Annotated in this window: 17 protein-coding genes; 10 read left to right on the top strand and 7 right to left on the bottom strand. The window is 66.8% G+C overall.

Going from position 1 to position 20,183, the window contains the following annotated elements; translation table 11 throughout:
• Positions 1-59: 59 nt before the first annotated feature.
• The 4 genes from EAH75_RS17670 to EAH75_RS17655 all read left to right on the top strand — a co-directional run bounded on the left by EAH75_RS17670 (position 60) and on the right by EAH75_RS17655 (position 3,009).
• Positions 60-941: a thiol:disulfide interchange protein DsbA/DsbL gene (locus tag EAH75_RS17670; protein ID WP_140653835.1), complete on the top strand. Its 882-nt coding sequence runs from the start codon at positions 60-62 to the stop codon at positions 939-941.
• 69 nt (positions 942-1,010) lie between these two features.
• Positions 1,011-1,661: a thiol:disulfide interchange protein DsbA/DsbL gene (locus tag EAH75_RS17665; protein WP_140653833.1), complete on the top strand. Its 651-nt coding sequence runs from the start codon at positions 1,011-1,013 to the stop codon at positions 1,659-1,661.
• A 125-nt stretch (positions 1,662-1,786) separates the two neighbouring features.
• Positions 1,787-2,599 carry an endonuclease/exonuclease/phosphatase family protein gene (locus EAH75_RS17660; protein ID WP_140653831.1) on the top strand — a complete coding sequence of 271 codons (813 nt, stop codon included), beginning with the start codon at positions 1,787-1,789 and terminating at the stop codon, positions 2,597-2,599.
• Positions 2,596-3,009, top strand: coding sequence for a hypothetical protein (locus EAH75_RS17655; protein ID WP_140806389.1), 414 nt, complete (start codon positions 2,596-2,598; stop codon positions 3,007-3,009). The genes EAH75_RS17660 and EAH75_RS17655 overlap by 4 nt, the downstream gene beginning before the upstream one ends.
• Here EAH75_RS17655 and EAH75_RS17650 read toward each other — a convergent pair.
• A complete protein-coding gene (locus EAH75_RS17650; RefSeq protein WP_241668987.1) occupies positions 2,926-4,470 on the bottom strand; it encodes a glycoside hydrolase family 17 in 1,545 nt (514 codons plus the stop codon). The genes EAH75_RS17655 and EAH75_RS17650 overlap by 84 nt on opposite strands.
• A gap of 177 nt (positions 4,471-4,647) precedes the next feature.
• Here EAH75_RS17650 and EAH75_RS17645 point away from each other — a divergent pair, with 177 nt between their 5' ends.
• Together EAH75_RS17645 and EAH75_RS17640 are read left to right on the top strand one after the other, a co-directional pair.
• A complete protein-coding gene (locus EAH75_RS17645; protein ID WP_140806387.1) occupies positions 4,648-6,693 on the top strand; it encodes a transglycosylase SLT domain-containing protein in 2,046 nt (681 codons plus the stop codon).
• Between the two features lie 28 nt (positions 6,694-6,721).
• Positions 6,722-7,660 carry a complex I NDUFA9 subunit family protein gene (locus EAH75_RS17640; protein WP_140806386.1) on the top strand — a complete coding sequence of 313 codons (939 nt, stop codon included), beginning with the start codon at positions 6,722-6,724 and terminating at the stop codon, positions 7,658-7,660.
• A gap of 15 nt (positions 7,661-7,675) precedes the next feature.
• On the opposite strand, the gene EAH75_RS17635 is transcribed toward EAH75_RS17640, so the two are convergent.
• Entirely contained in the window at positions 7,676-9,280 is a 1,605-nt protein-coding gene (locus EAH75_RS17635) for a tetratricopeptide repeat-containing sulfotransferase family protein (protein ID WP_140806385.1), read from the bottom strand.
• 121 nt (positions 9,281-9,401) lie between these two features.
• On the opposite strand from EAH75_RS17635, the gene EAH75_RS17630 reads away from it, so the two are divergent.
• Together EAH75_RS17630 and EAH75_RS17625 are read left to right on the top strand one after the other, a co-directional pair.
• On the top strand, positions 9,402-10,631 hold the full coding sequence (locus EAH75_RS17630; RefSeq protein WP_140806384.1) for a multifunctional CCA addition/repair protein: 1,230 nt from the start codon (positions 9,402-9,404) through the stop codon (positions 10,629-10,631).
• Between the two features lie 67 nt (positions 10,632-10,698).
• Complete coding sequence (locus EAH75_RS17625; RefSeq protein WP_140806382.1) at positions 10,699-12,927, top strand: LTA synthase family protein; 2,229 nt, start codon at positions 10,699-10,701, stop codon at positions 12,925-12,927.
• Positions 12,928-13,003: 76 nt separating this feature from the next.
• Here the strand turns inward: EAH75_RS17625 and EAH75_RS17620 are convergent, their stop codons facing one another.
• Both EAH75_RS17620 and EAH75_RS17615 read right to left on the bottom strand, forming a co-directional pair.
• Positions 13,004-14,197, bottom strand: coding sequence for a class I SAM-dependent methyltransferase (locus tag EAH75_RS17620; protein ID WP_140806381.1), 1,194 nt, complete (start codon positions 14,195-14,197; stop codon positions 13,004-13,006).
• Between the two features lie 148 nt (positions 14,198-14,345).
• Positions 14,346-16,517 (bottom strand): TonB-dependent receptor, encoded by a 2,172-nt coding sequence (locus EAH75_RS17615; RefSeq protein ID WP_140806380.1) that lies wholly within the window; start codon positions 16,515-16,517, stop codon positions 14,346-14,348.
• Between the two features lie 210 nt (positions 16,518-16,727).
• On the opposite strand from EAH75_RS17615, the gene EAH75_RS17610 reads away from it, so the two are divergent.
• Both EAH75_RS17610 and EAH75_RS17605 read left to right on the top strand, forming a co-directional pair.
• The gene (locus EAH75_RS17610; RefSeq protein ID WP_140653810.1) at positions 16,728-17,510 is read left to right on the top strand and encodes a hypothetical protein; all 783 of its coding nucleotides are present in this window, start codon (positions 16,728-16,730) and stop codon (positions 17,508-17,510) included.
• A 72-nt stretch (positions 17,511-17,582) separates the two neighbouring features.
• Complete coding sequence (locus EAH75_RS17605) at positions 17,583-18,329, top strand: pteridine reductase (RefSeq protein ID WP_140653808.1); 747 nt, start codon at positions 17,583-17,585, stop codon at positions 18,327-18,329.
• A 34-nt stretch (positions 18,330-18,363) separates the two neighbouring features.
• On the opposite strand, the gene EAH75_RS17600 is transcribed toward EAH75_RS17605, so the two are convergent.
• The 3 genes from EAH75_RS17600 to folB form a co-directional block, all read right to left on the bottom strand.
• Complete coding sequence (locus EAH75_RS17600) at positions 18,364-19,227, bottom strand: DUF6159 family protein (RefSeq protein WP_140806379.1); 864 nt, start codon at positions 19,225-19,227, stop codon at positions 18,364-18,366.
• A gap of 75 nt (positions 19,228-19,302) precedes the next feature.
• On the bottom strand, positions 19,303-19,791 hold the full coding sequence (gene folK / locus EAH75_RS17595) for a 2-amino-4-hydroxy-6-hydroxymethyldihydropteridine diphosphokinase (protein WP_140653971.1): 489 nt from the start codon (positions 19,789-19,791) through the stop codon (positions 19,303-19,305).
• Positions 19,791-20,150 carry a dihydroneopterin aldolase gene (gene folB / locus EAH75_RS17590; protein WP_140653803.1) on the bottom strand — a complete coding sequence of 120 codons (360 nt, stop codon included), beginning with the start codon at positions 20,148-20,150 and terminating at the stop codon, positions 19,791-19,793. The genes folK and folB overlap by 1 nt, the downstream gene beginning before the upstream one ends.
• Between the last annotated feature and the right edge of the window lie 33 nt (positions 20,151-20,183).

Below are 20,183 nucleotides of genomic sequence, written 5' to 3'. Positions count from 1 at the left end.
CATGCGCCGACCGAAGTGTCGGCGCTGTCGGTTTTACGCCCCACTTCCCGAGGTTTGCCATGTTGAAGCGTCTGCCGTTCCTGTGTGCCGCCCTGCTTGCGCTTGCCGCCTGCAGCCATGACAGCGGCACCAGCGGCCCCGCCCAGCCGGCAGTTACCGCCAGCACCGCAGGTACGCCAGCCGCGGCCACCACCACGGCACCGGCCAGCGCGATGACGGCTGTCACGCCGGCCAGCGCCGGCAGCGCGGCACCGGCTGCCTCCGACACTGCCGCCAACCCGGCCGAACCTGCGCCTGCGGTAGCGGCGGCGCCGTTCGTGGACAACGGCAAGTGGGTCGAAGGCAAGAACTACTTCCTGATCGAGCCGGCGCAGCCGACCAGCCACCCGGGCAAGATTGAAGTAACCGAGGTGTTCTCCTACGGTTGCCCGGCCTGCAACAGCTTCCACTCCACCGTCGACCAGATCGCCCGCAGTCTCCCGGCGAATGCGGTGATGAACTATCTGGCCGCCTCGTTCCGCCCGGACGAGAACTGGCCGATGTACCAGCGCGCGTTCTACGCGGCGCAGGCGCTGGATCTGGTCGGCAAGACCCACGACGCGATGTTCGATGCGGTATGGAAGACCGGCGAGCTGTCCACCTACAACCTCGATGCGGGCAACCCGAAGCCGAAAGCCGCGTGGCCCACGATCGACGACGCCGCGAAGTTCTACGCCAAATATGGCGTGACCGCAGAGGAATTTACCGGTGTCGCGAACTCGTTCTCGGTCAACACGCGGATGAAGCGCGCCGACGACCTGATGAAGGCCTATGGCGTGGAAAGCACGCCGACCATGGTCATCAACGGGAAATACCGCTTTACCGCCAGCTCTGCCGGCGGTTTCGCCCAGTCGATCGAACTGACCCAGTGGCTGGTGGCGAAGGAAGCGGCCGGCAAGTAGACGGTTTACCCGCGGCGGTCAATCCGCCCTACCCGCGGCCGCACGGCCGCGCTGCGAAGAGTAGCTCCCATGTCCAAGCGATTCGCCCGTCTGCACGTCCTCGCCCTGTCCGCCGGCCTGTTGCTGGCCAGCGCCTGCACCGCGCAGTCCAGCGCGCCGGCGCCCTATACCGAGGGCAGCGAGTACGTGACCCTGCCCGGCCCGCATCAGCGCTACAGCAGCGAGGGCAAGGTGGAGGTGACCGAGGTGTTTTCCTACGGTTGCATCCACTGCGCCCAGTTCGCGCCGATCGCCGAGAAACTGCGCAAGCAGCTGCCTGCGGGGGTGACGTTCAAGCTGTTGCCGGCGCCATTCAGCGCCGAGTGGCTGCCGTTTGCGCGCGCGTATTATGCGGCGAAGCAGCTCGGCGTGATCGATCGCACCCACCTGGCATTGTTCGCCGCCAAGTTTGGCCAGAACTATCCGATCAACTCGATGGACGAACTGGCCGATTTCTACGCCCGCGAAGGTGTCGACCGGGCGGAGTTCATGCGCATCGCCACGTCTGCCGAAACGACCGCGAAGCTGAAGAGCGATCTCGAGTTGATCCGCAAATGGCAGGTCGACGGCACCCCGACCATCGTGGTCAACGGCAAATATCGCGTGGCCGGCGTTCACTCGTATGACGAGATGGCCGCGGTGGCGCAATGGCTGGCCAATCGCGAGCTGAGCGGCAAATAGACCGCTCGTGCCACGCCGCCGATGGCGTGGCTGGCGTGTCGTTCACATCCGGTGGATCATGCTCAATGCAGTGTCCGGCGCATGAGCGTGAGCGCCTGCATCCCTTCTCCCTGTAGTGTGTTGCGATGACCGGCGCCGCCATTCTTCAACCCGCACCCGCCGAGCGCCACCTGCGCCTGCTGAGCTGCAACATCCTGGCCGGCGCCAGCGTGCAGCGTTACAGCGAGTACGTCACCCGCAGCCTCAACGCGGTGCTGCCGGGGCGCAACAAGATGGACAACCTCGACCGGCTTGCCGAGGTGCTGCCGCAGTTCGACGTGATCGGCCTGCAGGAGGCCGATGCCGGCAGCCTGCGCTCGGGCTTCCTCAATCAGACCCGCTACCTCGCCGAAACCGCCGGCATGCCGTTCTGGAGTCATCAGCCGAACCGGGCGATGGCGCGACTGGCGCATTCGGCAAACGGGCTGATCAGCCGGCTGGAGCCGCATTCGGTGCTGGACTACCCGTTGCCCAGCCGGATCCCCGGCCGCGGTGCGCTGCTGGCCCAGTTCGGCGAAGGCGACAACGCACTGGCGGTGATGATCGCGCACCTGTCGCTGAGCGCGCCGGCGCGCGCGCGTCAGCTCGGCTTCATCGCCGAGCTGCTGCATGACTTTCCGCATGCGGTGCTGATGGGCGACCTGAACACCGAACCGCACAGCGTCGAGATGACTCAGCTGTTTGCCAAATGCAATCTGCAACCGCCGGCGCAGTCGACCCTGACGTTTCCCAGCTGGAAGCCGCGACGGGCGCTGGATCACATCCTCACCTCATCGGCGATCCAGTTGGACAAGATGTGGGCGCTGCCGCAGGCGTTTTCCGATCACCTGCCACTGGCCGCGGAAATCCGGCTTCCGGCACACGTGGGCGGCAAGGCAACGCAGAGGCGTCGCCGATGAGTTCGAGGCTGGCGCGGCTGGCCCTGCCATGGTTGTTGCTGCTGGTGGTGGCGCTGGTTGCGGCGTGGCTGCGCTATGGGCTGATCGAGTCCAGCGCGATCGGCCAGCAATGCGGCGCCGGCAACGTTCCCGCATGGTGCGACTGGCGGCAGGCACTGGTGCTGGGCTTCCTGCACAACGCCTACGGTATGGCTGCACTGGTGGCCGCAGCGCTGGCGCTGTGGCGTCAGCGCCTGTGGCTGGCCTGGCTCGCGGCTGCGCTCGGTATCTTTGCGCTGGAGCTGTATTGCTTCGAAGCCGGCGCGCTGGCGCTGTTGCTCGGCAGCCTACGCCTGCTGCGGCTGCAGGCGCGCCCGACGCCAGTCGACGAACACCGGCATGGCCAGCAACAGGTTCACTCCCAGCCATAGCCACGCCACCGGCGTGAGACCGTTTTCCTGCATCAGCACGATCGCCGCCAGCAATGGCAGCCAGACCGCAAGGAAACGTTCCTCCAGCAACGGCTTCGCCAGCTGGCGCCGATCGGACAGCCAGCCGAGCAGCGCATATCCGACGCAGGGCAGCAGGAACAGGCCCAACGGGAAATCCCGATAGCGTCCGTCGAACACCAGCAGCAATCCATAGAATGCCAGCACGAAAAGCCAGCCCGCGCGCAACCAGCCAGGCGGCGCGGGTGGCATCACCCCGGCCAACCGTGCCGCGATCCAGCGCGCCAGCAGCAACGCGGTGAGCAAGGCCAGCGCGCAGGCAACCGACGACACCGTCCACTCCCAGCCATCGCGACAGGCGAACCACATCTGCCGGTACTGCCAGGCCAGCGCACAACCGCTGGCGACACCGGCCAGCGCCAGTGCCGCCCAGCCGCGCCATCCCTGCCAGCGCCGCCGCCATGCACCGACCAGTGCAAACACGGCAGCACCCGCCGCGCCGGCGAGCCAGCCGGCCCACCAGAGCGATTCCTCGATCACCGGGCCCTGCATCGCAAACTTGGGCCGTGCCTGCGCGTCGAAGATGCCCCAGTAGCCGCCGGCGGTGCCTTCCTGCGCGCGCTTCCACGGCTGGTCGAACGCCTCGATCACGTTGTAGGGCATGTGCACGGTCGCCGCGTAGTGCAGGAATTCGCGCAGGTAGCGCGCCTCGTTGACCACGCTGGCGCTGGTCGCCTGGCGCGGCCGACCGGCGCTGGGCCAGCCGGTCTCGCCGATCATCACGCGCCGCCCGGGGAACGCCTGCTGCACTTGCGCATACACCGTCGCCACATGTTGCACGGCACGCTCCGGTGATACTGGTCGATCTTCCCAGTAAGGCAGGATGTGGATGGTGAGGTAGTCCACCGAGCCGGCCAGTTCCGGATGGCGCAACCAGAACTCCCACACGTCGGCGTAGGTCACCGGCACGTTGACCGCCGTGCGCACCTGCTGCAGATAGCCGGCCAGAACCGGCGCCGACAGCTCGCCGCGCAGCAACACCTCGTTGCCCACGATCACCCCACGCAACGCCTGCGGATGTGCCTGCGCGGTGGCAATGCCCCACTGGATCTGCTGCTCGTTCGCCTTCGGGTCGCTGCCCAGCCAGATCCCCATCAGCACTTTCATGCCGTAGCGTTCGGCGATCTGCGGCACCGCACTCAGGCCCTGGCCCTGCGAATAGGTGCGTACACAGTCGAATCGCTGCGACAGCGCACGCAGGTCCTCGTCGATGCGTTCGGGACTGATGAAGGCCTTCGCGTCCAGCGGCGTTTCGCCAGCCCGGCGGAACGGCGCGTACGACACGCAGGCGATCCGCGCCGACGGCGCATCCGGCAGCGTCACCGGCCGCCCGATCGCCCACCACCAGTACAAGCCGGCCAGTGCCAGCAATACCAGCACCATCCACGCCCATCCGTTTTTTTGACGAAAAGCGGACGAAGGTGCTGACGACATGCCGATCCCGGAGATGCTGAAGATGAAGCGTGCCAGCTTAGCAGGCGCGCCCACACTCACCGTTTCGCGACAAGCCACCCGGGGCCATCGACTACACTGGTCAGTGGATCGACCGCAGGAGTTTCCATGTTTGTTTCCACCCCATCGCGGTGCGTCTCGCTGAGCTGGCTGTTGCTGGCCACCGCCTGGTTGCTGATCGGCACGATCGCGCAGGCCGCCGAACCCGACGCCAGCCAGCGCGCCGCCTTCAGGCAGGCGTATGCCGCCGCCCGGCAAGGTGGCGATGGCTGGCAGACGCTGGCGACCGGGCTGCGCGACTATCCGCTCTATCCGTATCTGCAGGCGGCCGCCCTCGAGCACGACATCCAGCAGGTCGACCGCGCCACGGTGGAGTCGTATCTGACGCACTATCCTGACTGGATTCCCGCGGCCGACCTGCGCCGCAGCTTTCTGCTGGAACTGGCGCGCCGCCAGGACTGGACCGGTTTCCTCGCGCTATACCAGCCCGGCCTCGGCGACACGCTCAGTTGCGATGCCCTGCAGGCGCGGCTCGCCGGTGGCGGCACGCTGGATTTCGACAAGGATCTGGCCGCGCTGTGGGCCAAGCCGAACCTGCCGGATGCATGCGACCCGGTACTCGGTGCGGCGCATGATCAGGGCCTGCTGACCAGCGCACGCCTGTGGACCCGCATCGATCGCGCGGCCGACGCCGGCCAGGCCGGCACCATCGCCAGCCTGACCGGCTGGCTGCCCGACGCCGACCGCCCCAGCGCGCAGCAACTTGCCCAGGCGCTGCGCGATCCGGCCGGTGCGCTGGCGAGCGCGACCAGCTGGTCGGATACCCCGCGCGGCCGGCAAGCCGCCACCCTGGCGTTGACCCGGCTGGCCCGTCGCCAATCCGCCAGCGCCGACGCCGCATGGCAACAATTGCAAGCGCACTTCAGCTTCAGCGAACAGCAGCGCAACCAGATCCTGTACGCGCTGGCGCTGTTCCATGCCACCGATTTCGATGACAGCGCACTGGCCCGCCTGATCGCCCTGCCGGCCGTCGTGCAGACCGACGCCTCGCGCGAATGGCGGGTGCGGGTGGCGCTGGCGCAGCAGAACTGGACGGCCGTGCTGGCCGGCATCGACGCCATGCCCGCCAGCCAGCAGCAGGATGGCGAGTGGCAATATTTCCGCGCCCGCGCGCTGGCCGCACTGGGCCGCGGCGACGAAGCACGCCGGCAGCTTGCGGCGCAGGCCGGCAGCCCCACGTTCTTCGGCTTTCTCGCCGCCGACAGGCTCGACCAGCCGTATGCGATCTGTCCGCTGAGCCTCGCCGATGACCCGCAACGCGAACAGGCCCTGCTGGCCAAACCCGGCCTGCTGCGCGCGTTCGAGCTGTACGCCGTCGACCTGCCCAGACTGGCCCGGCGTGAGTGGGCGCGGGCGCTGCAGGACGCCGATCAGTCCACCCTGCGGGTGGCCGCCGACCTCGCCAACCAGCGCGGCTGGTACGACCGCGCCGTGTTCACCCTGAGCAGCGGCGACGCGCTGCAGCTGTACGACCTGCGCTTTCCGCTGGCCAGCCAGGACGGACTGGTGCCGCAAGCCGAGCAGGCCGGCATCGAACCTGCGTGGGCCTACGGCATCCTGCGCGCCGAAAGTGCCTGGACGAGTGACGCCCGTTCCGGCGCCGATGCGCGCGGCCTGATGCAGCTGCTGCCGGACACCGGCGCGGCGGTAGCTCGACGCCACGGACTCGACTGGGGTGGCGGCGACACGCTATACGATCCGGCCATCAACATCGCGCTGGGCACGCGTTACCTGGCCGAGCTGGCCGCGCGTTTCAGTGGCTCGCCGTGGCTGGCCAGCGCCGCCTACAACGCCGGTCCGAACCGGGTCGACCAGTGGCTGGCCGCGCGCGGCGCGCTGGCACCGGATCTGTTCGTGGCCACCATCCCGTTCAAGGAAACCCGCGAATACGTGGCCCGGGTGATGGCGTTCAGCGTGATCTACGACTGGCGCCTGCACGGCAACGCCGTGCCGCTGGCCACCCGCATGGGCGCGATCGGTCAGCCGTATGGACTGCCAAACGCCACCACGCAGCGCCGCGTCGTCGACTGCCCCGCCAGCGCGCCATCCGGCGCGCCAGCCACCACCTCCAGCACGCTCAGCGCCTCGCCCTGAACACTGGCTCACCCGAGGATTGATCCCCATGGCCGCAAAGCATCTCGTCATTCTTGGCGGCACCGGTTTCGTCGGCAGCCACCTGGTGCCGCGGCTGGCCGCCGACGGCCACCGCATCGTGCTGCTCTCGCGCAATCGCGAACAGCATCGCGAACTGGGCGTGTTGCCCGGGGTGAGCGTCCGCAGCGCCGATGTCTACGATGACGACGCGCTGCGCCGGCAACTCGCGGGCGCCGACGCGGTGATCAACCTGATCGGCATCCTCAATGCCGGCGGCAAGCACACCTTCCAGCGCGCACACGTGGAACTGACCCGTCGACTGATCGCCGCCTGCCACGCGGCGGGTGTGCAGCGACTGCACCAGATGAGTTCACTGAAGGCGGGCCAGGGCCTGTCGCAGTACCTGAAGACCCGCGGCGAAGCCGAGGCGCTGGTCAGGGCATCGACGCTGGACTGGACGATCTACCAGCCCAGCGTGATCTTCGGCGCGGGCGATGGGCTGGTCAGCCGCTTCGCCGCACTGCTGCGACGCATGCCGGTGTTGCCGCTGGCGCGCGCGAAAGCACGGATGGCACCGACCTTCGTCGGCGACGTGGCCGAGGCGATCGCACGTTGCGTCGACAGCGAGCAGCCCGATCAGCGGCGCAGCTTCGAGCTGTACGGCCCGGAAGTGCTCAGCCTGGGCGAGATCGTGCACAAGATCCGCGATGCGGCCGGCCTGCGCACGCCGATCATCGCGCTGCCCGACAGTCTCGGTCGGCTGCAGGCGCAGTTCGCCGAACTGCTGCCCGGCAAACCTTTCTCGCTGGACAACTTCCGCTCGCTGCGCACCGATTCGGTCGGCAAGGTCGACGGCTACGCCGCGCTCGGCATCGTGCCGCAACCGTTCACACCGTGGCTGTCGGTACTGCTCAACGAACCGGCGCGGCAGCGCCGGCTGACCACGGCGCGTTCACTGCGGCGGTGAACCGCCTGGCTCCGCTCAGGGCGATGTGACCGACGCCAGCAAGGCACGCAGCCGCTGCAGGCTACCTCCATACCATGCGCTGCGTGCGCTGTCCCGGCGCAGCAGCTGCTCGGCCGGCAGGTTGCCGGGCGCATGCGCACCACCCGCTGTTCGCGCAAGTCGGACGCATGCCGGATCGAAAGGGAGACCGCAGAATTCGAGCAGCCGCCGCACCCGCGCTGCAGGGTCGGCCAGCCATGACTCGTAGTCGTGTTCAAGAAAGCGCGCGGGGAACAACTGCTGCCAGTGCCGGCTGAGCCGATCGTAATCACGCCAGTAGCTGACCATGTGGTCGAGGTCGTAACTGAAGTCGTTGCCACTGATGAACAACTGTCGGTAGCAGGCGAAGCAGCTTTCGAACGCCTCGCGCCGGCTGTTCACCACGCGCGCGCCCGGCAACATCGCCAGCGCCGCGCCCACCAGTCGCCAGTTGAGCAGGTTGCGGTCGATGAAACACGGCTGATGTCCACGCCAGCGTTCGATGCGCGCCAGGTAGTCCTGCCCCAGTCGCGACCAGTCGGCCGCCGTCGCCGAACTCGCCCACTGCGGAAACGATTGGCGACGGCGCGCCGATTCGGCGTCGAGAATCTGCTGCAGGTCGATCACCTCGTCAGCGGCAACCGCCTGCGGATGCGCGGCAAGGATCTGCTCGGTCAACAGGGAGCCCGATTGCGGCAACGCCACGATGAAGATCACCCCGTCGCCCAGCGTCGCATCCGCCGCGCCCTGCATGGGTTCAGGGAAGGCCCTGACCAGCGCATCGACCTGCGCACTCGCCAGCGTGGCGTTCCAGTTCAACTGTCGCTGCTGCAGGGCATTGGCCTTGTGCAACGCACGCAACGCCGCCGGCGGCTCGGCCTGATCCTCCAGCGCCCGGACCAGCGCAAAACCCAGCGCGACGCGTGCGGCGACGGTCGCCTGCTGCAGCCCCAATGTCTGCTGCAGCTGCGCGACATCGTCCGCGCTGAAGCGCTCGCCGTCGAGACTGGCCAGCCCGAACCATGCCTGTGGCTGGCCAGGCTGGCGACGCAGCACCTCGCGGTAGTTCACGCGCGCCAGTGCCACCATGCCGAGACTGGCCTCGGCCTGCGCCAGCACGATCCGCGCCGGCACATGTTCCGGGTCGAGATCCAGCGTCCGTTGCAGGGCGGTGATGGCTCCGGCGGGACGTCCCTGCAACATGTACATCTTGCCGAGGTTGAACCAGGTCGGCGCAAAATCCGGCACCATCGCGCAGGCCCGCCGCAGGCATGCCACGGCCGCCTCGGCATCGCCACTGGCATACAGAGACGTGGCCAGATTCATCCGGATCAATGCGTCCCCAGGCCGCAGGTCGTGCGCCTGCTGCAGCGACGCCAACGCTCGCGGGTAATCGCCACGCAGATGATGCAGCAGACCGCGCATGCGCAGTGCCTCCGCACTGTCGGGTTCCAGTGCCAGCACGCGGGCCAGTGCCGCGTCGGCCGCTTCCGGATCCTGACGATCCAGCGCCGCCGCAGCCGCTTCCAGCAATGCGGCCGCCGCCGGCGACAGCCCCACGGCACGACCCTGCATCAACGGATGAGCATGCCTTGCCGTCATGATCAAAACTTTCCCCGCCCGCCGGTAATCCGCGCGCCAGCTTACGTGAGGGCGATGGCCGCATAAAGCGCATTCTGGCTTCGCACACAGCTGCCCGGGCGCGCGTGGCAGAATCCAGCTCATGCACATCTATCTGGTCGGCGGCGCGGTCCGTGACACATTGCTGGGGCGGCCGGTGGTCGATCACGATCGCGTGGTGGTCGGCGCGCTGCCGGAGGAGTTGCTGGCGCTGGGCTACAAGCCAGTGGGCAAGGACTTCCCGGTGTTCCTGCACCCGCAGACCGGCGAGGAATACGCGCTGGCGCGCACCGAGCGCAAGACCGGGCGCGGTTATCACGGCTTCGTGTTCCAGGCCGATGCGACGGTGACGCTGGAGCAGGATCTGGCCCGGCGCGACCTCACCATCAACGCGATCGCGCAGGACGAGCACGGCGCGTTGACCGACCCGTACCACGGTGTGCGCGATATCGAGGCGCGCGTGTTGCGGCATGTGTCGCCGGCGTTCGTCGAGGATCCGGTACGCGTGCTGCGGGTGGCGCGCTTCGCCGCGCGCTTCGCGCCGCTGGGTTTCTCGGTGGCGCCGGAAACCATGGCACTGATGCAGCAGATGGTGCGCGATGGCGAGGTGGATCACCTGGTGCCCGAACGGGTGTGGGCCGAGACGCGCAAGGCGCTGGGCGAGCCGCAGCCGTCCGCGTTCCTGCGCGTGCTGCGCGAGGCCGGCGCGCTGGCGGTGCTGTTTCCCGAAATCGATGCGCTGTACGGCGTGCCGCAGCGGGCGGAGTTTCATCCGGAAATCGATACCGGCACGCACATGGAATTGGTGCTGGATGCCGCCGCCGCACTGGCTCCGAGCGACGATCTGGTGGGCTACTGCGCGCTGTGCCACGACCTCGGCAAGGCGCTTACGCCCGCCGACATGCTGCCTCGCCACATCGGCCACGAGCACGCCGGGGTGCCGCGCGTGCGCGCGCTGTCCGCGCGCCTGAAAGTGCCGACCGATCACGCCACGCTGGCCGAACTGGTCTGCCGCGAACACCTCAATGCGCACCGCGCGCTGGAGCTCAAGCCGGCCACCGTGCTCAAGCTGCTCACCGCGCTGGACGCGCTGCGCCGGCCGTCGCGGCTGGACACTTTTCTGGCCGCCTGCGCCGCCGACAAGCGCGGCCGGCTCGGCCACGCCGACGACGATTACCCCAGCGCCGACTATCTGCGCCGCGCCTGTGCCGCCGCCGCCGCGGTGCAGTCCGCGCCGTTCGTCGCGCAGGGCCTGCAGGGGCCGGCGGTGGGCGCGGCGATGGAGGCGGCGCGCAGCAAAGCCATTGCTAACATGAAACTCGGTAGCATTTGAGCACTCGAACTGCCATGACGCGCTCGCTGCCGCGACTGCGTCCTTGACCGCCCTGCCGGAGCCTCCCTTGTCCCTCACCTTTCAAACGCCCTCGCCGCTGCGCCAGCGCCTGCGTCCCCTCGTCTGGCTGGCCGTCAGCTACCTGCTGATTGGCGTGGCCACGCGCATTGCACTGCTGGTGATGACCGGCAGCGGGGTAGCGCCCAAGCCGCTGCACTGGCTGTATGCATTCGGCGCGGGCGCGCTGTTCGACCTGGCCACCTTCGTCTACGTGGCCTGGCCGATGGTGCTGTTTCTGTGGCTCGTGCCGACCCATCGGCCCGCCGTGCGCAACGCCGGGCGCTGGCTGGCATGGATCGCTGCGCTGCTGGGCGGCTTTGCGCTGTGCTGGGGCGTGCTGCACTGGATCTGGCAGGCCAGCCTGCACGAGGTGTGGCCACTGGCGATCGTGGTGCTGTACCTGCTGCCGCTGCCCGCGCTGGCCTACAACCGCCGCAGCGGCCGCGCCTATCTGCTCGGGCTGTCGCTGGCGCTGCTGTTCGGCCTGCTGTTCGTGGCCGCCTCGGAGCTGGTGTTCTGGGAAGAGTTCGGCGTGCGCTTCAACTTCATCGCGGTGGACTACCTCGTGTACACCACCGAGGTGATCGGCAATATCCGCGAGTCGTATCCGATCGGTACCTGGCTGGCCCTGCTGGCGGCGCTGACGGTGCTGCTGGTATGGCTCAGTCGCCGCTACCTGCGCGGCAACGACGGCGGCACCGGTTTCGGCCAGCGCAGCATGCTGGCGCTGGCATGGCTGGTGCTCACCGTGGCGGTAACCGCCGGCGTCACCGGCGACATGAAGGAGCGCACCAGCAACAACTACGTCAACGAGCTGGCCGGCAACGGCATCTTCCAGTTCTTTGCCGCGTTCCGCTCCGGCCACCTGGACTACGCCAAGTTCTACCGCACCCTGCCCGAGGCCGAGGCCTATGCCCGCGTGCGCACGCTGCTGAAGACGCCCGACGCCACCTATGTGAGCGACGATCCGCGCGACCTCACCCGCGCGATCCGCCACCCCGGCCCGGAGCAGCACCTCAACGTGGTGCTGATCAGCGTGGAGAGCCTGTCGGCCGACTATCTTGGCGTATTCGGCAACCGCGAAAAGCTCACCCCGCAGCTCGATGCGCTGTCGGACCAGAGCCTGTTTTTCGAGAACACGTATGCCAACGGGACGCGCACCGTGCGCGGCCTGGAAGCACTTTCGCTGTCGATCCCACCGACGCCGGGCGACTCGGTGCTGAAGATGCAGAACAACGAGAACCTGTTCTCGCTGGCCAGCATTTTCAACGACCGTGGCTACGCCTCGGAGTTTGTCTACGGCGGCTACGGCTACTTCGACAACATGAATTACTTCTTCAGCCACAACGGCTATGCCGCGGTGGACCGCAAGGACATCCCCAAGAGCGCCACCATCCACCACGAGAACGTATGGGGCGTGGCGGACGAGGACCTGTACACGCTGGCGCTGGGCCAGATGGACGCGATCCATGCCCAGGGCAAGCCGTTCTTCCTGCATATCATGACCACCTCCAACCACCGCCCGTACACCTTCCCGGAAGGGCGGGTGGCGTTCCCGCAGGGCTCGCGTGCCGGCGCGGTGGCGTACACGGACTGGTCGATCGGCGACTTCCTGAAGCGCGCCAGCGCCAAGCCGTACTTCAGGGACACCGTCTTCGTGATCACCGCCGACCACGATGCCGCCAGCGCGGGCAAGGCGAGCATCCCGATCAACCGCTACCACATCCCGCTGTGGATCTATGCCCCGGCACACTTCAAGCCGCAGAAGGTCGAGCGGCTGACCGCCCAGATCGACATCCCTCCGACCCTGCTGGGCCTGCTCAACTTCAGCTATCGCAGCCGCTTCTTCGGCTATGACGTGTTCCAGCTCGAGCCCGGTCGCGAGCGCGCGTTTCCGGCGACCTACGAGAAGCTCGGCTACCTGCGCGGCAACGTGCTCACGGCGCTGGAACCGCAGCAGAAGCTGGAGCAGCTCACGCCCAATTTCGTCACCGGTGATGCCGCCGCGGTGAAGACGGTGGACCAGTCGCTGGTGGACGATGCGGTGGCCTATTACCAGGTGGCCGCCAACCTGTTCAAGCACGGCGAGCTGGCCCGTCGCAAGGACGACAGCACGCCAGTATCGCCGCTGCCGGCCACCGACCCGACCCCGGCCGGTTCCGCCGCGGCGCCGGCCGACAGCGGCCCGGTCGCAGCTCCGGCAACATCGGCGCCAACCCCCGCGCGCCTGCCATAGACCGACCTCGTCGCCAGGCCCGGGCGGCGAGCGGCCGCCCGGTCGATGGATCAGAACAGACGTCTGGACGGCTGGATCAGAGCCTCCCACCCTGGTCGGCGGCGAGCAGGTCGGCCGGCAGGGCCAGCGCATCGAGACCACGCGCCAGCAGCATCGCCTGGAAGCGTTCGCCCATCTGATCGGGCAGCATCAGCTTCTTCACCTGTTGCGCCAGCCGATAGCGGCCGTGTTCGTCGGTGATCTTCGCCTGCTCGCTTTCGAAGATGTCCTGCAGGCCGGCGCCGATCAGGAACTGTGCCTGCGGCAGATAGGCCGCCACGCCGAAGCCGGCGCTGTTGCCCGCTTCGGCCAGCGCGGTGAAATCGACCGAGGCAGTGAGGTCGTTCAAGCCTGGCAGGTACAACGGATCGTTGTGCGCGTGATGCCGGTAATGCGCCATCAGCGTGCCATCGTCGCGCTCGGGCAGATAGAACTCGCGGCGCACATAGCCGTAGTCGACGAACAGCATCAGCCCGGCGGTCAGTGATCCAGCCACCGCCTGGATCCAGTACGGGAGCTGTGGCAGGACTTCCGAGCGATAGCCATCGGTAAAGTCGGTGCCGAGGTCGCGTTCGACATGACGCACCGCGCCGGCTACCAGCGCATCGGCCGGGCGATCGATGCGCATCAGGCGACCTTCGCCATCCAGCGCCACATACTCCTCGTAGACTTCGCCGGCGCGCATCGCGAAGCGCGTGGCCGGCAGCGCATCGATCACCTCGTTCGCGAACAGCACGCCACGCCAGTCCTGCTCGGGCGGACGATCCAGCCACTGCACGCGGGCGTTGAGTTCGACTGGGAGATTCGCGTGCAGCCGTTCGCGCTGACGCTCGCGCAGGTCGGCGCTGGGTTCGAGAATCAGATACTGCCGCGGCAGCGTGCCACCGGCCGCCAGCGCCTTGAGCGCCGCCTCGGCGAACGCGCCACTGCCACCGCCCAGCTCCAGAAAATCCGCGTCGTCGCCCAGCATCGCCAGGGTCGGCTGTACGGCATTGATCACGCATTGCGCGAACAATTCGCCCAGCTCCGGTGCGGTGACGAAGTCGCCGGCCGCACCGAACTTGGTGCGGCCGGCGCTGTAGTAACCCAGCCCCGGTGCGTACAGGCAACGCTCCATGTATTGCGAAAACGGCAACGGCCCGTGCGAGGCGATCAGCTCACGCAGCAATTGCAGCAGGTGATCGGAATGCGCGCGCTCGTCGGCGCCGGGTTCGGGGAGTCGCGATGGCATCGGTCTTGCCGGTAGTGAAAGAAGCGCGGCAAGCATAACGGATGGTATTTGGACGGGTTGCTCGCGAAGGCGCTTTGGTTGAGCTCCAGGCGAGCGCCCGCCCCTCATCCCAACCTTCTCCCCCATGGGAGAAGGAGGAGTCGCGCCTTCAGAAATCCTTCTGCACGCTCAGGTATACACCGCGACGCGGACCGAACTGCGGCGCGCCGACGCCGATGCCGCTGCCATCGCGAAGCTCGTAGCTGCGATCGAGCACGTTGAGTACGGCCAGCTGGGTGTGCAGCTTGCCGAAACGGTCGAAGGCGAAGTCGTGCGACAGGTTGAGATTCAGCTGGAAGTACGCCGGCAGCGAGGCACCGTTCGGCACCGCGCCGTCCTTGCGCAGACCACTGCCAAACAGGAAATCGGCACCGAGCCTGGTGTTGCTGTCCAGCGCATAGTTGATGCCGCCGGACGAAGTCAGTTTCTGGTCGTGGTCGAGGAAGATGTAATGGTTCTGGATATAGGCCAGGTCCTCCGGAGCGAAGTTGTACTGGCTGGTAATGATGCGCTCGCCGATGGCCTTGCCGATCGACGCGTTGAAGTAGGCCGACAACGGGCCCTGCGCATAGTTGGCAGTGAACTCCAGCCCTTTCACGCGGCCCTGCGCGTAGTTGAAGGTGGAGTAGACCAGCGCCGAGCCGAACTGACCCTCGTCCTGCAGACGCCGCACCTTGCGGTAGTAGGCATCCACGCCGACCGTCCAGGCAGAGCCTAGGCTCTGCGAGATGCCGGCATCGAAGTAGTCCGAACGCTCGGCCAGCGGCGTGTTGTTGCCCATGTCCGACACCGCATTGGTGGTGCCGTCGAATTTGGCGATATTGGCGCTGGCGATCATCTCGGTCGCCGGCGGCGTGAAGTAGCGCGAATAACCGGCGTGCACGGTGGTGCTGTCGGTCGCCTGCCAGACCAGACCGAGACGCGGGCTCAGCTGGCTTTCGGTGCGCGCCAGCTGGTACTGGTCACCGCGCAGGCCGTAGTTCAGCGTCCACTTGTCGCCGATGCTCCATTCGTCCTGCACATAGGCCGACCAGGTCTTCGCGGTGAGGCGGTTGTTGTCGAAGATGTTGATCGGTGTGGTGCCGGTCTGCTTGCCATCGGCATTGGCCGGGAACACCCATGCATCGTTGCCGCTGGCGGCGCGTTCGAAGCTGCCGTAAATGCCGTAGCGCAAGGTGTGGCTGCCGCCCATCGGCGTGGCGAAATCCGCCTGCACCGTGCTGGCGCGATTGCCGCGGGTGACGTTCGAGGCGACGCCGTTGAACATCAGCTCACCGATCTCGTCGGGCGCGTAGGCGACGCTGCTGTAACGCTGGCCTACCGACACCTGGTAGTCGGTCTGGCCCAGCTTGCCCTGCAGCGCCAGCACGCCGAAGCGGGTGTTCTCGCGCTGATTCGAGTTCAGGTCGGCGGAGTTGAAGTCGACCGTGTCGAGGTAGCCGAACTGCGGTGTCTGGCCCGGATTATTGGGAATCTGGAAGCGGTTGTTGGCCATGCCGAACAGCAAGCTCAAACGGGTGTCGTCGTTGATCAGATAGCTGATGTCGCCGAAGCTTTTCACCTGATTGGTGTGATCGTGGTTCGGTTTCCTGCTGGCCGTCGGGTTCTCGATGCCAGCGTCGCTTTCCAGATAATTGGCGGTGAGGAAGTAACTCCAGCGATCGTCGCTACCCCAGATCGACGCATTCGGATTGAGCGCGCCGAACGAGCCACTGGTAATGCCGACGCTGCCGCCATTGCCGAGGTCATGGCCGCTCTTGGTGGTGATGTCGACCACGGCCGCTGTACGCAAACCGTACTGGGCCGGCAGCGCGCCATCGAGCAGTTTCACGTTATCGATCATGCGCGCATCGAGACTTTGCCCGAAGCCGCCGATCGACTCGGGAATGATCACACCATTGATGCGGTATTGCAGGTTCGCGTGGTCGCCGCGCACATGCAGGCCGCCGTAGGAATCCTGCACCACACCGGGTGCCTGCAGCAGCACCTGGTTCATGGGTGTCGAGGCGCCCAGCGGCAGTTGCGTGATGGCTTTGTGGTCGATCACGTACTGGCTGCTGCCGGTGTCCGGCGACAGCGCGTTGCGCGCCTGGTCCAACTTGGCGGATACGTCGATCGCGCTCAGATTCTTGGTCACGGGCTGATCGTCGCCGGTGCCGCTGTCCGCCGGAACATCCATGCCGGTGACGGCAGCGGCTGTCGCCACCGGTGTATCGGTGGCTTGAACGGTGGTCGCGGCCAGCGCAGCGGCAAGACTCAGGGCGAGCAGGGTCAGCTTCATCAGTGGCTCCAGCAAGGGACGATGGGGAGGTAGTTTATGTAATGTTATAACATTACTAATCATTCGTCCCACGCACCAGCGCCGGAAGTCATGCTCGAGGTGAAACCCGCTGCCGACGGGCCTGCGCCAGCCATTGAGGTCGGCTTCACATGGCTCATCTAAACTGCAGGAACACACGCCGGTTCGCGGCGGCGATCCACGGAGCAGCGCATGGCCAAGCACAGCGAGCACGTTCCGGCCGTCATCGCACCGGTCGAGCACAACCGGGTGACCCAGGCGATCCTCGATTTCGTCAGCAAGGTGCCGGACAGCAAGGTCGGCAGCAGCAACGATCCCGCCAGCGAGGCACGCCGATTGGCCAATCGCGCGGCACAGCGCGCCGCACTCACCGCCGGTTCGCTGGCGCTGCCGCCGGGACCGCTGGGCTGGTTGACCCTGTTGCCGGAGCTAATCGCGATCTGGAAGATCCAGGGTCAGATGGTCAGCGACATTGCCGCCGCCTACGGCCGCAATCACACCCTCGGTCGCGAACAGATGCTGTGGTGCCTGTTTCGCCACACCGCCGCACAGGCGTTCCGCGACCTGGTCGTGCAGATGGGCGATCGATTGGTGTTCCGCCGCATGTCCTACGGCGTCGCACAGCGCGTGGCGAAACAGGTCGGTGTGAAATTGACCCAGCGAACGGTGAGCGAAGGTCTATCGCGCTGGCTGCCGGTGATCGGCGCACTCGGCGTCGGCGCCTACGCGTATTACGACACCGGGCAAGTCGCCAGTACCGCGATCGCGCTGTTCAGTGGCGATGTCGTGATGACCGACGAGGGCGATGAGGTTGCCACGGAAACCGTCAAACCGGCACCGCGCAAGAAAGCGTCGCCGGTGCGTCGTGCAATGGACAAACTGGTGGACAAGGCGACAACCGACGCCGCTCGCAAGGTGGCCCATGCCGCGCGCAAGGCCGCGAGCAGGAAACCGCGCAAGCCGAAGTCGGACTGATCGCTCGCCAGCGGATGACGCACTGCATGCTTTGCGGCAAGCTGTCCGCTGGACCGCCGCAGGAACCGACGCATGAAGCCACGCCATGATCGACCCGTCGCGCTGATCACCGGTGCCGGTCGCCGCGTCGGCGCGGTGATAGCACACACGTTGCATGCAGCCGGCTACGACCTGGCATTGCACTACCGGCGTTCCATCGACGACGCGCGCACGCTGGCCGACGAACTGGAGCAGCAACGCAGCGGCAGTACCTTGCTGCTGCAGGCCGAACTGGCCGAGCTGGCGTCGCTGCCGGTCATGATCGAGCAGCTGCTGGCGCACTATGGCCGGCTCGATGCACTGGTCAACAATGCCTCGGCGTTCTATCCCACGCCGCTGGGCACCGCGACAACGCAACAATGGAACGAGCTGTTCGCCTCCAACGCGCAGGCACCGTTCTTCCTCAGCCAGGCGGCGATTCCGGCCCTGCGCGAAACGCGCGGCGGCATCGTCAACATGATCGACATCTACGCCGAACGACCACTGGCGGAACACCCGTTGTATTGCATGGCCAAGGCGGCGCTCGCCGCGATGACCCGCTCACTCGCGCTGGACCTGGGTCCGGACATACGCGTCAACGGTGTAGCTCCCGGCGCCGTGATGTGGCCCAGCGACGGCAAGCCATATGCCGACCAGCAGGCGATGCTGACGCGCACGCCGCTGCAACGCGCAGGCACGCCGGACGATGTGGCCGGCGCGGTGTTGTGGCTGCTGCGCGATGCGCCGTTCGTCACCGGTCAGATCATCCGCATCGACGGCGGGCGCACGCTGTCGGTGTGACTGTCTCCCCTGCACGGGGAGGCAGTCCATCAGGTCACTTCTTCTGCTTGCTGCGGAACGCCTGTTCCAGCAACGCCTGATCGAAACCGACACTGGCCTCGCCCGATTCCGCGTAACGATACAGCGCGGCCGCGTAGATGCCCTGCAGCGACGACTGGATCAGGCCAAGCAGGATGAATCCCAGCACCACCAAGGTCACCGCCAGCACGATCGCCACGACCGACTGCAGCGCGAACGCGCCGCCGATCAGCACCGCGCCTGCCAGCACGGCCACGAGCATCAGCAAACCGAACACCACGCCGATGCCACCGTTGCCGATCAGGTTCTCGCCCCAGCTGCGCTTGAGCAGCTCCACGCTGCGCTTGACCGCATCGACCGGACCCACATCCTGGCTGGCCAGGATCGGCACCACCAGAAACGTCGCCACGGTCCACGCCAGTCCGAGGAAGCCGACTACCAGCCGGCCGATCAGGCCTAGGCGTTCCTGCACCATCCGCAGCACCAGGCCGACGGTGGCCGCAATCAGCGCGTAGCCAAAGATGTGCGGCAACCGTGAACGCGCCAGCGCAAACCCCGCTGCCACGCTGGTCGGTTCGCCACGCAGATGCATCAGCGCCACGCCGGTCAGCGCGGTCTGGAAGAAGATGATCACGAAGTACTGCACCAGATAGAACGCGAACATCAGCAGATACGTACCCGCCGACATGCGTTGATGGAAATCCTGCCCGGCATGCTCGCCACCGATCACCATCACCGCGAGCGGGATCAGGAAGCTCGCCGCCACCAGCAGCGTGCACAACCCCGACAGCAACGGAAAGACCAGCAATGACTTGTCCGAGCGCAATACCGTCGCACTCGCCTTCATCAAGGCCCAACTGCGTGCAAATTTCCCAGCCATGTGTCGCCCCCGCGTCCGTGGATTGCAAGGATGCCTTTCTAGCACCAGCCATCCACGCGCGACAGTGCAGGCCCTTCAGTCCGGCAGCGGCTCGACGGTCAGAGGCTCGTGCTCCGCCGGAAACGCGGCCCACAGCTCGGCCATGCTGAGGCCGCCCAGCGGGTGCCGGAACGCCGGCGCGATATCCGCGATCGGCCGCAGCACGAACGCATGTTGCAACTCCTTGCGCGGGATCTGCAGGTGCCACGGCCCATCAAGCACCAGTGCGTCATAGAACACGATGTCGATATCCAGCGTGCGGTCGGAATAGCGCGGCACATCCCGACGACGACCGTGACGATCCTCCAGCGCATGCAGCCAGTCGTTCAGCGCCTCGGGCGACAGCTCGGTATCCAGTCCCACCGCCAGATTGACGAAATCCGCACCGTCGAAGCCCACCGACTTGCTGCGATACGCCGGCGACACCGTGATCGCGCCGAAGCGCTCGCGCAGCGCGGCAATCGCTGCGGACAGGTAGCGCCGCGGTTCCAGGTTGGAGCCCAAGCTCAGATAGACGCGCGCCATCAGTCCGGCCATGTGCCGCGTTCGATCCGCACGCCCACCGCCTTCGCACCGCGCACCGCGCCAGGCTTGGACAGTTTCAGGCGCACCCAGCTGACCCCGAACTCCTCGCGGATGATTGCCGCGCAGCGCTCGGCCAGTGTTTCGACCAGGCCGAAGCTCGACTCGCTCACGTAGCCGACCAGGCGCTTGGACACGTCCTTGTAGTTCAGCGTGAGCGCGATGTCATCGCTGGCGGCCGGCACGGTGTTGTCGAACGCCATCTCGATATCGAACGACAGCGTCTGCCGCACGCGGCGCTCCCAGTCGTAGATGCCGATGACGGCGTCGATGCGCAGATCTTCGATGAAAACGATATCCATGGCGGTGATCACTGGGGCGGTAGCCGTACAGGG

The organism is Rhodanobacter glycinis, from assembly GCF_006438785.1.
Taxonomy (GTDB): Bacteria; Pseudomonadota; Gammaproteobacteria; order Xanthomonadales; family Rhodanobacteraceae; genus Rhodanobacter; species Rhodanobacter glycinis_A.
This window is presented reverse-complemented; position numbering and strand designations above follow the sequence as displayed.